The organism is Niallia taxi, assembly GCF_004005475.1.
Taxonomy (GTDB): Bacteria; Bacillota; Bacilli; order Bacillales; family Cytobacillaceae; genus Niallia; species Niallia taxi.
The window spans coordinates 866,353-878,383 of record NZ_RZTZ01000001.1 but is presented as its reverse complement, the minus strand read 5'-3'; the positions used below and the strand labels follow the sequence as shown (position 1 = coordinate 878,383).

14 protein-coding genes and 1 pseudogene are annotated in these 12,031 nt (G+C 36.8%); 7 read left to right on the top strand and 8 right to left on the bottom strand.

All coding sequences use genetic code 11. The features are described 5' to 3' along the window. Positions 1-373 precede the first annotated feature (373 nt). Positions 374-574: a sporulation YhaL family protein gene (locus EM808_RS04315; protein WP_127736332.1), complete on the top strand. Its 201-nt coding sequence runs from the start codon at positions 374-376 to the stop codon at positions 572-574. A gap of 39 nt (positions 575-613) precedes the next feature. Here the strand turns inward: EM808_RS04315 and EM808_RS04310 are convergent, their stop codons facing one another. Beyond that, a complete protein-coding gene (locus EM808_RS04310; RefSeq protein WP_127736328.1) occupies positions 614-1,507 on the bottom strand; it encodes a peptidylprolyl isomerase in 894 nt (297 codons plus the stop codon). A 356-nt stretch (positions 1,508-1,863) separates the two neighbouring features. Here EM808_RS04310 and EM808_RS04305 point away from each other — a divergent pair, with 356 nt between their 5' ends. Next, entirely contained in the window at positions 1,864-1,947 is an 84-nt protein-coding gene (locus EM808_RS04305) for a YjcZ family sporulation protein (protein ID WP_060670486.1), read from the top strand. A gap of 47 nt (positions 1,948-1,994) precedes the next feature. Next, the gene (locus EM808_RS04300) at positions 1,995-2,087 is read left to right on the top strand and encodes a YjcZ family sporulation protein (RefSeq protein ID WP_127736325.1); all 93 of its coding nucleotides are present in this window, start codon (positions 1,995-1,997) and stop codon (positions 2,085-2,087) included. 97 nt (positions 2,088-2,184) lie between these two features. Here the strand turns inward: EM808_RS04300 and EM808_RS04295 are convergent, their stop codons facing one another. The 6 genes from EM808_RS04295 to EM808_RS04270 all read right to left on the bottom strand — a co-directional run bounded on the left by EM808_RS04295 (position 2,185) and on the right by EM808_RS04270 (position 6,569). Then, entirely contained in the window at positions 2,185-2,364 is a 180-nt protein-coding gene (locus EM808_RS04295; RefSeq protein WP_127736739.1) for a hypothetical protein, read from the bottom strand. Between the two features lie 160 nt (positions 2,365-2,524). Beyond that, the gene (locus EM808_RS04290; protein WP_127736321.1) at positions 2,525-3,070 is read right to left on the bottom strand and encodes a DUF3267 domain-containing protein; all 546 of its coding nucleotides are present in this window, start codon (positions 3,068-3,070) and stop codon (positions 2,525-2,527) included. Between the two features lie 187 nt (positions 3,071-3,257). After that, on the bottom strand, positions 3,258-3,827 hold the full coding sequence (locus tag EM808_RS04285; RefSeq protein WP_127736318.1) for an HTH-type transcriptional regulator Hpr: 570 nt from the start codon (positions 3,825-3,827) through the stop codon (positions 3,258-3,260). Between the two features lie 525 nt (positions 3,828-4,352). Beyond that, positions 4,353-4,712: a YtxH domain-containing protein gene (locus EM808_RS04280; RefSeq protein WP_127736315.1), complete on the bottom strand. Its 360-nt coding sequence runs from the start codon at positions 4,710-4,712 to the stop codon at positions 4,353-4,355. A 122-nt stretch (positions 4,713-4,834) separates the two neighbouring features. Beyond that, the gene (serC, locus tag EM808_RS04275; RefSeq protein WP_127736312.1) at positions 4,835-5,914 is read right to left on the bottom strand and encodes a 3-phosphoserine/phosphohydroxythreonine transaminase; all 1,080 of its coding nucleotides are present in this window, start codon (positions 5,912-5,914) and stop codon (positions 4,835-4,837) included. 235 nt (positions 5,915-6,149) lie between these two features. Further along, complete coding sequence (locus EM808_RS04270) at positions 6,150-6,569, bottom strand: HIT family protein (protein WP_127736309.1); 420 nt, start codon at positions 6,567-6,569, stop codon at positions 6,150-6,152. Positions 6,570-7,213: 644 nt separating this feature from the next. On the opposite strand from EM808_RS04270, the gene EM808_RS04265 reads away from it, so the two are divergent. The 4 genes from EM808_RS04265 to EM808_RS04250 all read left to right on the top strand — a co-directional run bounded on the left by EM808_RS04265 (position 7,214) and on the right by EM808_RS04250 (position 10,786). Continuing rightward, positions 7,214-7,954, top strand: a complete 741-nt coding sequence (locus tag EM808_RS04265) for an ABC transporter ATP-binding protein (protein ID WP_127736306.1) — start codon at positions 7,214-7,216, stop codon at positions 7,952-7,954. Further along, positions 7,947-9,164 (top strand): ABC transporter permease, encoded by a 1,218-nt coding sequence (locus EM808_RS04260; protein ID WP_127736303.1) that lies wholly within the window; start codon positions 7,947-7,949, stop codon positions 9,162-9,164. Before EM808_RS04265 ends, EM808_RS04260 begins: the two co-directional genes overlap by 8 nt. Before the next feature lie 135 nt (positions 9,165-9,299). Next, positions 9,300-10,055, top strand: coding sequence for an EcsC family protein (locus tag EM808_RS04255; protein ID WP_127736300.1), 756 nt, complete (start codon positions 9,300-9,302; stop codon positions 10,053-10,055). 74 nt (positions 10,056-10,129) lie between these two features. Continuing rightward, positions 10,130-10,786, top strand: a complete 657-nt coding sequence (locus EM808_RS04250) for a phosphatase PAP2 family protein (RefSeq protein WP_127736297.1) — start codon at positions 10,130-10,132, stop codon at positions 10,784-10,786. A 261-nt stretch (positions 10,787-11,047) separates the two neighbouring features. On the opposite strand, the pseudogene EM808_RS04245 reads toward EM808_RS04250, so the two are convergent. After that, positions 11,048-12,022: pseudogene (locus tag EM808_RS04245) on the bottom strand (hypothetical protein); the annotation flags it as partial. Positions 12,023-12,031: the final 9 nt, after the last annotated feature.

Genomic DNA, 12,031 nt, shown 5'->3' with positions numbered 1-12,031 from the left:
GTTCGGTTTTTTTGTTTTTTTAAAAATACAATAATTAGAAATTTTAGTGGAATGGAGCGGAGGCCACTCGACTCCTGCGGGAAATAGAGGAAAGGCTGTGACCCCGCAGGCGAAGACGAGCTCAGCTTCCTCCCCGCGGAAAGCGAGTGGGTGTAGCGCAATGAAACGAACTAATTTTAACTCCATATTCTATTTTGTCACAAGCTTCATTATTTAAATATGGATGTAATTTTATTATTCGTGTTTAGAAAGGTTATCTTTTTTTGTCCCAGCCTCGTTTATATGTCTTGCTATAAAAGATGAATATCCTTTCTTTTCTAGCATATGATGTAGTAATTAAGAGAAAACAATTCGCAAGAAGGGAGCTAACACTATGTTTGAGATACCAATGTGGGTGCTGTTTGTATTGGGGGGCATTGTTGTAAGTGCATTTATGGCTGTTAAGTCTGGAAAAGAGGACAGGCAGCAAGAGCAGGAGATTATCGAAAGAGAAGGCGAAGTTTATATAAGAAGGATGGAGGAGGAAAAGCATAAGAAAATAGGCAGTGATAAAGAAAGAGTGTATGAAAATTAAAAGGGAAGCTAGAGATTATCTCTAGTTTCCCTTTTTATGTTACTTGCTTGTAGATGTACCTGTTGACCCGCTTGTAGAATCAGCAGATGTCGAATCAAGAACGGATTTCAAATCTTTATCTTCAACCTTAACATCAGCATCTTCTAATTCTTTAGCCATCGCACTGTTAATGATATCAGATGTTAGCTTGGACACTTTCAATTCATATTCCATATCATCCTTAACATCTTCGTATTTCCCTTTTTCCTTTTTGTCTGTGACTTGAATAATGTGGTAGCCATTTTCTGTCTTAACAGGATCACTTATTTGGTCTACCTTCAGCTTATAAGCAGCATCTTCAAATTCAGCAACCATCGTACCTGCTCCGAACCAGCCTAAATCTCCGCCTTTATCTTTAGTTGCTGTATCTGTTGAATATTTCTTCGCTAAATCTTCAAATTTCTCGCCATCATCCAGCTTTTTCTTCACTTCTTCAGCTGTTTTTTTATCTGCAACAAGAATATGGCGCGCTTCTATTTCTGGTTTATAATCATCGTAATATGCTTTAATTTCATCATCCGTTACCTTCACTTCTTTAACTGCGGCTTTTTCTTGAAGCATTCCTGTTTTTATCATAGAACGCAGCTCATCTTCATCCTTATAGCCGTATTGTTGGAGTGCCAATTCAAAATTGTCTCCCAGCTGTGCTTTAATGCTATCGACCCGCTCATTTAACTCATCGTCTGAAACTTTATATTTATCTTCGAGTACCTTTTCATATAGAAGGGATTGCAGTACAGTAGCACCATACTTTTCCTTCATTGCATCATAAAGTTCATCCTTAGTGATATTACCTGCATCTGATTTCACAACTGCATCAGAGCTATCATTGCTACATGCACCAAGTGCAAGGACACCAGCAGCTAGAGAGATGGATAGTAGCCATTTTTTCAAGTTAAACACTCCTAAGTTAGTTTAGTCTGTAACATCCAATGATTACTATATCATAAATTTTGAAAAGAACAAAAATCCGCTTTTTATAAAGCATAATGCTCATTAGATTTACAGTTAATAAAAAAAATTGGGTAAATATTCTGTTCCGTTTTTTGGTCCTAGACATATGATACATTGAGCTTGAAAAACAGCTTAAGAATTTGCCTAAGGCTTATTCGTGCTAGGTTGTGCAGGAGTCAGGATAAGGGGGCAGTGAATGTTTCACTGCATGAAACTGACTTTTGTTAGCGAGCAAGTCGTGCAGTCTTAACAGTTAACCAAATAATATGGTAGCAGCTTTAGAAGGAGGTGTTACTATGGGTCATGCATATGGCGGAGGATTTGCGTTAATCGTAGTACTTTTCATTCTTTTAATTATTGTTGGCGCTGCTTGGCTATAAGAGCTAAGTTAAACAGCATGAATTGAACTTAGAAAGGAGGAGTCTTCATGTCAGGTACAGGTGCATACGGCGGAGGATTTGCGTTATTAGTGGTGCTTTTCATTTTGCTTATCATCATCGGAGCAAGCTGGGTATACTAATATCCTCTAATTGAAAAAAAAGCAGCGATGAAAATCGCTGCTTTCCTTTCATTAAAGGTATCAATTGCCTTTACTAAGAAACTTATTTCCGTTTATGTTAACTAAATAATAAATCAACATAGGAAGAAATCAAAAGAATCGTGATAAGGACATTAATTGTGCGGAAAACCTTTGGTTGTTTATCTTCCGGTATTTCCTTTTGGGTACATAATGCATTTGTCATTCTATTAATATTATATAATATTAATATGGCTAGGATAATAAAAATGGAGATCATCATTGATTCCCTCCTTTAGACAGAATTGTTATATGATACTTACAATATCAAATTAAGGAATAAAAAGATAGTATTATATCCTATGATTTGTCAGTTAAATACATGCATCCTTTTCATTCCTTTATTAACGTATGTCCAATTAGTTTATTTGCATCAAGCATTAGCTGACATTACTCACCAAAATTTCAATACCGTCCTCATTTTCTTCCACATAACAAGACTTAGGTGACTTCCATAGGCTTTTAATGCGAATAAAGTCAGGTACACACATGCCAAAATGATAAGCGAAAATAATCAAGAAATAATGAACATAATGGGAAAAAAGAAAGCAGCAAATGATCAATACACTGTTAATAACAAGCATTGGCATAATTAAAGCAAAGATAAAATTAACTTTTCCAATTGGGTCGATTGCCCGTATGCAAATTAACGGGAAAATACGGCCGTGAACATCAATGGACTTTTTAATTTTTTTGCCTAAGTGTACAACCGGTAAAAAGTGAAGCAGTTTATGAACAGGATAAACGAGCAGGAATGCTGCTACAAATGTAAAAAAGTAGTTATCGTTTAAGCCGTTATGCCCAAAAAGTGCAATTGTCGGAGTATAAAGGAACAAAAAAGTAAAAACCATTGTCAAGGAAGACATAAATAGTATGCGTTGAAAGCCGTACTGTTTATGAAAATTGATTGTCTTCCAGCAATTCATATTCTAATCACCCTCCGTTAGGAGAAATTTTCTAATTTAATAAAACTCACCATGCTACTTTACGACGAAAAGGGTAAAAAATCAATAGTTGTTTTTGAATAATTTACTGGTCTGTTAAAACAAAAAAAGACAAGACAGCGTCTCATCTTTTTTTGTTTCTTTTATCCCATTTACGAGTATCGGTTTATTACTTCATAGGCGCCGGTTCTTTATGTTTAAGCTGCCCGTTTTGTTCAACAAATGTGTCTTCAATATTGCTGAAGGATTTTTCGAATATTTCCATGAAGTTTTCTCCATAAATATTCTTAACAATTGTCATCATTTCCAGCAATTCAGGAAATTTTCCATATAAGTTTTTAATCGGCAAAGCAGCAGAGTAAGCAGAACTGTTTTCTGGGTTATACTCTTCCATAATGCTTAAAAACATTTGCTCGCCTTTTTCTGTCAGACACACATATGTGTTCCGTTTATCATTTTCTTTTTTTGAGAACTGGAGCAAACCCCTTTCCTCCAGCTTTTTGGAGAAGTTAAAGGCTGTTGAGACATGCATTACCCCGAAGTTCGCCACATCTGATATGGAGGCGCCATTTAATTGATAGGCTATCCATAAAATATGATGTTCGTTAATATTAAGGTCATACGGCTTAATCCAATTCTGCCAGTCCTTTTCAATCGATTTCCATAGTGCTTTACTGAGTTGTCCTACTCTTTGAGTAAACATTAAAGCTTCCTTCATTGAGCATTCTTTTTCATTCATCCCCAAATCTATTCACCTACTTTTCTATTATCTATAATCATTATGCCAATAAAACAAAAATTAATAAAGAAAAAATAAGCGAAATTTTTAGAAATAAGCATATTTTTTGAAAGAAAACGTTTTATCGCATAAATATTTCTCATTTCAAATAAAAATTCACCCTTTTTATACATGGATTCTACACATTAACGTTCTAAAGTGGGTGACTTATTAAGTGGAGCGAACACCTTGAATTAAAGGTTTTTAGCGAGAGATTAATTACGAAATAGAATAGTTATGTCATTGAATATTTTTATACTCTAAAAATACTGATTTTAGAAATGAATAAGAAATAAGTTGTAAGAAAAATCAGAATCTTGATTTGAAATTTTTTTTCTAACATGAGTTATCGTATTTACTATATGCGTATATTTATTTTTCTGAAAAATAGTGGTTTTTATGTTAGGATATTTAACATGGATAAATGGATTTTTCGGAAGATAATAAAAAGAGAGGAAGCTGTGTTAAGTTTCCTCTCTTTTTATGTTATTGCTGCTGTTTTAAGTCGTTTTCTAATTCAGATACTGTTTTTTCAATTTCGTTTAACTCGATTTTTAGTTGTTCTTGGTGTGGTTTAATTTCTATTTTCCATTGCTCCAAGGCAACCTTTATATCGTCAACGAAAGTGCCGATGACATTTTTTCCTTCTTTGCTGGCAGTAGCAATGCTGTCTTTAATTTCAATAAGGTCTTCTTTTAAATCCTTAAACTCCTTTAAGAAGGCTTTACTATTATCCACACACACCTTTCTTGCTTCCTTGCCAGATACAGGTGTTGTGAATATAGTTGCTGCTGCTGCTGCAAGACCGCCTATGATAAATCCTGATAAAAATGTTTTTCCACTCATCTTGTTCACCTCGTCTTTTTTTCTCATTATAGCTTATTTTACTAGTGTTTTGCATATATATGGATTTATAGGTCCAAACAACAAAAGCAGATAGAGGATCTATCTGCTAAAGATACTTATTATTAAGCGTTTTGCTGAAAAGTTTTCATAAATTCAGCGAGGGCTTCCACATGTTCTAATGGCACTGCATTATAGATGGACGCTCTGCATCCACCGATAGATCGATGTCCGTTCAGTCCAACAAAACCAGCTTGTTTTGCTTCTTCCAAAAATCTTTTTGTTAATTCGTCTGATTGCAATGTGAATGTTACATTCATTTTAGAGCGGCTGTTTTTAGCTGCATGTCCGTTATAAAAACCGTTGCTGTTGTCGATGACGTTATATAAAGTTTCTGCTTTTTTATTATTAATCGTCGCAATAGCTTCAAGACCGCCTTGATTTTCTGCCCACTTAAGCACAAGGGACAATAAATAAATGGCTAAGGTTGGCGGTGTATTAAATAAGGAGTTACTGCTAGCATGTGTTTCATAGCTTAACATTGTAGGCAATGCTGGATTCTTTTTAATAAGATCCTTCTTTATAATGACGACAGTAACACCAGATGGTCCAAGATTTTTTTGGGCGCCTGCATAGATGATGTCAAAGTTTTTGACATCTATAGGTGTGCTTAAGATATCACTGGACATATCTGCAACCACTGGAACCTTAAGTCCAGTCGGGAAGGTTTGCCATTGTGTTCCATAAATAGTGTTATTGCTTGTAATATGAAGATAAGCAGCATTTTCTGGAACTTGAATATCACCTGCTTCAGGAATATACGTATAGTTATCTTCCTTACTTGAAGCAGCAATTTCTGTTTTTCCAATTTTAGCTGCTTCCTTAAGTGCCTTTTCTGCCCACACACCAGTAAGTGCGTAATAGCCAGTTTGGCCGTTATCCAAAAGGTTCATTGGCACCATTGTAAATTGCAGACTTGCACCGCCTTGGAGGAAAAGAATTTCGTAATCTTCCGGGATAGAAAGCAGGGATGCAAGCAAAGCCTTAGCCTCATTATGGACTCCTTCATAATCCTTGCTGCGATGGCTAAGCTCCATTACAGACATGCCAGTATTGTTGAAATCCATCCAGCTTTTTTGTGCCTCCTGCAATACCCATTCTGGCAGTGCTGCAGGACCAGCGTTAAAATTATATGCGCGTTTCATATTTTTTCCCCCTTGTGCTCTGTAGACGAAGTTTACCCTTATACTAACAAATTGTGATGATTTGTACAGATGAAAAAAGACAGCCATACTTGGGGTAAGGGCTGTCTTTGTTACACTAAAAAAATAATTTAAGTGCGGTTACATCATAAAACCTCTTGTAAAAATCATGAATTGCGATTTCGTGAAGCTATTATCCAATAGCTTTTTTATGTAGAAAATTTTTTTGTATTTTTCTTTACAGCTTTTCCTTAATGTCTGCAGCGATTTGGATAAGCTGCTCGTCTGAATAAGCATCAAAGTTTGTTTTCCAGACTGCCCCAAAGCCATCGCCTTTCCCGTAGCGTGGGATAAGATGCATATGGTAATGGAAAACAGATTGGCCTGCTTTTTCGCCGTTATTGTTCAGTATATTAAGGCCGACTGGTTCAAAAGCTTCCTTAATTCCATTTGCGATGGAAGGAACAACTTCAAACAGATTTTTTGCAATTTCCGGTGTCAATTCATAAATGTCCTTAACATGTGTTTTTGGAATGACTAAAGTATGGCCTTTAGTCACTTGGCTAATATCTAAAAAAGCAACAACATGCTCATTTTCAAATACTTTTTTTGCAGGAATTTCTCCTGCGACAATCTTACAGAAAATACAATCGCTCATTAAAAATTCTCCTTTTCCAATTGTTTTCTATATATTTTATCATAGCCGATAGAAAAAGCAGAGGAGATTGTTCTAACAGCTTTTATTAAACAAAAAAACAGAGACAGGATCAAGAGATCCTGCCTCGTTGAAGAGGAACTTCTTATTGCGTTCTGTTAAAGGTCATTCTCTTTGATAAACACCTCATTTAATAATGATTTGTTTTCTATGAGAAAAATCGATCATTGTTCAAACGAACCATCCCCTTAATTTAGGTCTTTATATGTTAGTTAACGTATAAAGAATAGATGACAGTCTGCGACACCACACCTCATTCCGTAATGGAAATAATAACTACTTGGATAAGCAACTACCGGTGTATTGATCTTCTGGCATACTTAACAAATAATGCAAGCTAACCATCCCCTTGTTGTGAACGAATGGAAGTTTCAGTTGGATTATTTCAGAAAATAATCTTTTGCAAACACCTCATTTTTATTATTGAATGTTTTCAACAATATTTAAGTGGTGCTCCCCTTCAATAAATAGAATGTCCGCTTTGAAGGATATATATACACAAAAAAAATAAAAGCTGTTGAAAAATTTCAATTTAGCGTTAATTGTTGATAAAATATAGATAATACAAACTTGGAGGTACGTATTCAATGGCACTTTTAGAAGTGAAGAATTTAACGGGAGGCTATACTCGGAACCCGGTTTTAAAGGATATCTCCTTTTCCATTGATTCAAATGAAATAGTCGGTTTAATTGGATTGAATGGAGCTGGGAAGAGTACGACAATCCGCCACATTATTGGGCTGATGGAACCACATAAAGGGGAAATACAAATAAATGGGAGCACCTTTGAAAAAGACAAGGATGGATACCGTAAGCAATTTACTTTTGTACCAGAAACTCCTATTTTATATGATGAACTTACATTAGAGGAACATTTAAAAATGACTGCGATGGCATACGGGATTTCAGAGGAGCAATACAAAACAAGAATGCCCAAGCTTTTGAAGGAATTTAGAATGGAAAAAAGACTTAAATGGTTTCCTGCCCATTTTTCTAAGGGGATGAAGCAAAAGGTCATGATTATGTGTGCTTTTTTAGTTCAGCCATCTCTTTACATAGTTGATGAGCCTTTCGTTGGATTAGATCCACTTGGGATTCAATCACTTTTAGATATGATGAAGAAAATGAAGGAAGAGGGAGCAGGTATTTTAATGTCGACACATATTCTCGCAACAGCAGAGAGATATTGCGACAGAATTATCATCCTTCATGAAGGAAAAATCAAATGTGCTGGGACAATGGATGAGCTGAAGAGGGAATTCCAAATGCCTGATGCAACACTTGATGATATTTACATTAGGCTTACAAAGGAAGAGAGCCATGATTGAATTCAGTGAAAAGCAGCTGTGGAGGGACAGGATAAACTCCACGGTGAAGGAATATACCCAATATTTACGATATATCCTTAATGGACATTTAGTTCTTGTGCTCGTATTTCTGCTAGGAGCTGGTGCTTATTATTATCAGGAATGGCTGAAAAGCATTCCTTCAGGGTTCCCTGTTGCTTGGATTATGGCAATATTACTTTCATTACTCGTAACGAAAAGCCCGATATATACGTTCTTAAAGGATGCTGACAGAATATTTTTGATTCCTGTAGAGACCAGGATGAAAAAGTACTTTCTTAATTGTTTGCTTTTAAGCTTTATATTTCAAGTCTACCTGCTACTTATGGGGCTTGGTTTATTAATGCCGCTTTACGCACGAGTGAATGATGGACAATTCGAATCGTTTTGGTATTTCTTCCTTTTATTAAGTATCGCTAAGGGAATAAACATACTGATACGCTGGCATGTTCAGCATTATGTTAATACTAGTCACCATATAGCAGATTCACTTATTCGATTTTGCATAAACTTTGTCATTCTTTTTTTACTGTTTTCGAATGCGTCACTGTTGTTTGTAGTAGCTGTCCTAGTTATTTTGGCGCTTCTATTCTTCTATTACAAGAAGGCGACAAACAAGCTGGGGATCAAATGGGAGTTTTTGATTGCACAGGATGAAAAGCGTATGGCAGGCTTTTACCAATTAGCAAATATGTTCACAGACGTTCCTCATTTACGAAACCGTATAAAAAGAAGAAAGCTGTTGGATATATTCGTAAATCGAATTGGCTATAGTCAGCAACTTGTTTTTTCTAATCTTTATTGGAGAACCTACTTCCGCTCAGGAGATTATTTAGGTCTTTCTGTGAGGCTTACCGTAATAGGAGGAATAGCATTATTTTTCCTTTCCTTTGGAGTGGGGCAGGTATTGCTTGCTGTTCTATTTTTATATTTGACAGGTCTTCAGCTTATGCCGCTATGGAATGCTTACCAGGACAAGCTATGGATTAATCTGTACCCATTGTCGATTGATCTTCGTAAAGTGTCCTTTAAAAAGACAATCTCTGCCGTACTTTCTGTACAAGGAATTATTTTGTCTGCTGTAATAGCAATAAAAGGAGATTGGACAATGGGACTTATGACGCTGGTTGCTAGCATCATTTTCACTTATTTATTTGTGGCCCTTTATATGAGCAAAAAACTGCAGGCTTAATGCCGGCTTTTCGAAAAACTCCCTTTTGGGAGTTTTTTTATGGTGAAAGTGATAAAGAAAGGGAACAAATAGAGGAATAATACGTATGTATAGGATAAGAGACAAATGTAAGGCATATTTAAAGGGGCGAAATACATGAAGGAAAATGAGAGCATTGCCATGATGGAGGTAAAGGACTGGAAGCGCCGAATCTTGAAGCGGCCGTCCATGCTAAATCGGGTGTCCAAAAAGGCACAGAATAAAATGAATGGCTATATTCCTGCTAAAGTCCACCAAGTTATAACAGAAGCGATTAAACAAATGATAACAGCAACACTTGCTGGCACAAATAAAATAACCAAAAGGCCTGTTAACACAAACAGATCCATTATCGAAATGGACAAAGAAATGGATAAGAAAATCGCTCAGTTCCAAAAAGCTGCAGCCGTTGAGGGTGCTGGAACTGGTGCAGGCGGAATCCTCGTCGGATTGGCAGATTTCCCATTGCTTCTCGCAATTAAAATGAAGTTTTTAATGGAGTCTGCAGCATTGTATGGCCATGATCCAGAAGAATATGAAGAGAGGGTATTTCTTCTGTATGTTTTTCAGCTTGCATTCTCCAGCGAAGGAAGAAAGCCATACTTACTCGACATTATTGAAAACTGGGAAGAAAAGAAAGCAGAGGTGCTCAAGCTCGATTGGCAGGAGCTTCAGCAAGAATACAGGGATTATATCGATTTTGTGAAGCTATTGCAGCTTGTTCCAATCATTGGTGCAGCAGTTGGTGCAGTGGCTAATTATAATCTTTTAGAACAGCTTGGGGAAACGGCAAAAAATTGCTATCGTATCAGACATTTCAATAACACTAGCGATAATCTGCTTATAGAGGGAGAAAGCCCAAAATTCCTGTAATGATGCATATTCTCATTAAACGCAGCTTTTGATAAAATAGGCATTAAAAAGCATATTAGCAGGTGGAGGAAGAAATGAGAATCAAGAACTCAAAAACAGCATTGGCGTTAGTGGTATTATCATTTGTAATTTTAATTTATACTATTTCGATTGTGAAAAATGGAAAAAACCTATTTTTTGATGAGGGTGTACAAAATGCTCTCATTAATTTGTTTCCAGACAATTCCCACGGTTTTTTCAAATTTATTTCTGAATTTGGCGACAAAATAGGCATTGGGGCAATCGCCATTGTTGTGATTGCCTGGCTTTGGATTAGAAGAAGAGACTATGCAGGAATGGCAGCATTTGTGCTTAGTGTCGGACTTGGCAATGAATTTAATAAAATTATTAAAGAAGCTGTCGCCCGCCCAAGACCATCCTTTCATGAAATTACCGATGCAGACAGCATGAGCTTCCCAAGCGGGCATGCAATGGTAGGTTTTATCCTGTATATGTTTATTGCCTATTTAATCGCAAGCGGCTTGAAAAATAAAGCACAGAGATGGATTGTTGCTGCAGTAGCATTCTTATTTGTGTTACTTATTGGCATAAGCAGAATTGTCCTTGGCGCCCATTATCCATCAGATATAATTGGCGGCTATACATTAGGACTTATCTGGCTATTCTTATGGATTACCCTTTATGAAATAGTAAAGGTAAGGCTGAACAAAAGAGGCAAAGCAGGGCAATAAGGGAAGAAAAGACGAAGAGGCTGGGACAAAAGTATGTGAATTATTGTAAAAACCGAACCATTTAATCATATCGATTTAATAGTTCGGTTTTTTAGTTTTAATACAATAATTAGAAATCTTAGTGTAGCGTAATGAAACGAACTAATTTTTACTCCAAATTCAATTTAGTCACAAGCTTTATTTTTCATTTTTTAAATATTGATGTAATTTTATTATTCGTGTTTAAAAAGGTTATCTTTAGTTTTGTCCCAGCCTCTTTTTTTAGATTATTAATATCGCTACAAATGTAGTAACAGCTAAGCCGACGACAACAGGAATAAGGTTTCGTCTGGCAAGCTCAAATGGGTCAACATTACAGATGGCTGCTGCGGGGATTAGTGCCCAAGGTACTAGAGTACCGCCCCCAACCCAAATTGCTGCAATCTGTCCAAGAGCAGTCAAAGTACTTATCCCTGTGCCAATCGCATGGGCGAATAGGCCGGCGATGGAGCCAGCAAGTGAAATTCCTGAAAAGCCGGAGCCGTCCAAGCCTGTGATAACACCGACTGCTGTTAAGGTGATGGCGCCTACTTCTTTTGTGAGTGGAACAGTTGAGGCCAGTGCGACACCAAGATCATTGACGAGTCCGTGTGAAGCCTTTGGAAGATAGTCGCCAACGATGGTGGTGAATCCAGAATCTCCAAGATAGAAGAACGCTGCAATTGGGATAACTGGACCAAACACTTTAAAGCCAAATTGGAAACCATCAATTAAGTAGCTTGTGGTTTTTTCGAGGCCTTTGTTCTTATAGCTGATAAGTGTGATAAGGATAAGGATAAAAATGGAGGTTCCGCCAACTAGTGCTGTTGCATCCCCGCCTTGAAGGTTCAATAGATACATTGCTACAACATCTAGCACAAAGAGAATGGGAATTAGAATGGCGAAAAAGCGCTTTTGATTTTTACTTAGTAAATGATTTTCCTTTTTCGGAAGGATGGAGGTGTCGGTGCTCGTTAGACCTGTTGTGTGTGTGAGCTTACCACTTTTTATATCTCTTTTAATTAAATAAAAGGCTGTTAGTGTAGTGACAACCCCCATAACAATTACAAGTGGTATGCTGGCCTGCATAACAGATTCAACGGAAATCCCTGCTGCATCTGCTGTCAGCTTCGGTGCTGCTTGAATGACATAGTCACCGGAAAGGGCAATGCCGTGACCGAAAAGGTTCATTGCCATTGCCACTGGTATAGCCATCAAAAGAAACTT